Genomic DNA, 1323 nt, shown 5'->3' with positions numbered 1-1323 from the left:
CTTCCGCCCTGAAGGGTTGCTTTGTCATGCCTTCTGACCTGCTCCAGCGGCCCGGACGGGCAGCTCCGGCCTTTTCGGGTACGGCGCCGAAGCGCCGTACCCGGGTGTTCGCCCTGGCGGAGGCGCGCTGGGCCGCCGCGGCGCTGGTGCTGTTCCTGATCGCGCTGCCGCTCCAGCTGACCGGCGCGCCCGCCTGGGCGTGGGGCCCGCTATATGCCGCCACCTACGTCACCGGCGGGTGGGAACCGGCCTGGGCGGGGCTGATGGCGCTGCGGGAGAAGACTCTGGATGTGGACCTGCTGATGATCGTGGCCGCGATCGGCGCGGCCACGATCGGTCAGGTGATGGACGGTGCGCTGCTCGTCGTCATCTTTGCCACCTCCGGCGCTCTGGAGGCCCTGGCCACCGCGCGTACCCAGGACGCGGTGCGGGGTCTGCTCGACCTCGCACCGACCGTCGCCACCCGCCTGGCCGACGACGGGAGCGAGGCGATGGTCCCGACCGAGAACCTGGTGGCCGGGGACATGATCCTGGTCCGCCCCGGTGAGCGGGTCGGCGCGGACGGTCGCGTCCTTGCCGGGGCCAGCGAGGTGGACCAGGCCACCATCACCGGCGAGCCGCTGCCGGTCGCGAAGGAGACCGGGGACGAGGTCTTCGCCGGCACGCTCAACGGCACCGGCGCCCTGCGGGTAAGGGTCGAGCGGGACGCCTCGGACTCGGTGATCGCCCGGATCGTGGACATGGTCGAGGAGGCTTCCGAGACCAAGGCGCCCACCCAGCTGTTCATCGAGAAGGTGGAGCAGCGCTACAGCCTGGGCATGGTCTTCGCGACCCTGGCCGTCTTCCTGATCCCCGTCGCGTTCGGCGGAGACCTGACCGGCTCGCTGCTGCGGGCGATGACCTTCATGATCGTGGCCTCGCCGTGCGCGGTGGTCCTGGCGACGATGCCGCCGCTGCTGTCGGCCATCGCCAACGCCGGACGCCACGGCGTGCTGGTGAAGTCCGCCGTGGTGATGGAGCGCCTCGGGCAGGTCGACGCGGTCGCCCTGGACAAGACCGGCACCCTGACCGAGGGCACCCCCCGCGTCACCGACATCCGCCCCCTGGACGGCCCCGGGCTGACCGAGGACGCCCTGCTCGCGCTCGCAGCGGCCGCCGAGCACCCCAGCGAACACCCCTTGGCCCGCGCCGTCGTCGACGCCGCCCGCACCCGCGGCCTGGCCATCGCCGACCTGCGCGACTTCACCTCCACTCCCGGCGTCGGGGTCACCGCCCTCGTCGGTGGTCACTTGGTGGCGGTCGGCGCACCCGCCCGCCTCCTCG

1 protein-coding gene is annotated in these 1323 nt (G+C 72.7%); it reads left to right on the top strand.

The genetic code is table 11. The annotated features are described in order from the left end of the window. Positions 1 to 26 precede the first annotated feature (26 nt). Positions 27 to 1323, top strand: a 1297-nt coding sequence (locus tag ADK54_RS14280; protein WP_053725998.1) for a heavy metal translocating P-type ATPase, incomplete at its 3' end; no start/stop codon positions are given.

The sequence above is a fragment of the Streptomyces sp. WM6378 genome (genome assembly GCF_001279695.1).
GTDB lineage: Bacteria > Actinomycetota > Actinomycetes > Streptomycetales > Streptomycetaceae > Streptomyces.
This window is presented reverse-complemented; position numbering and strand designations above follow the sequence as displayed.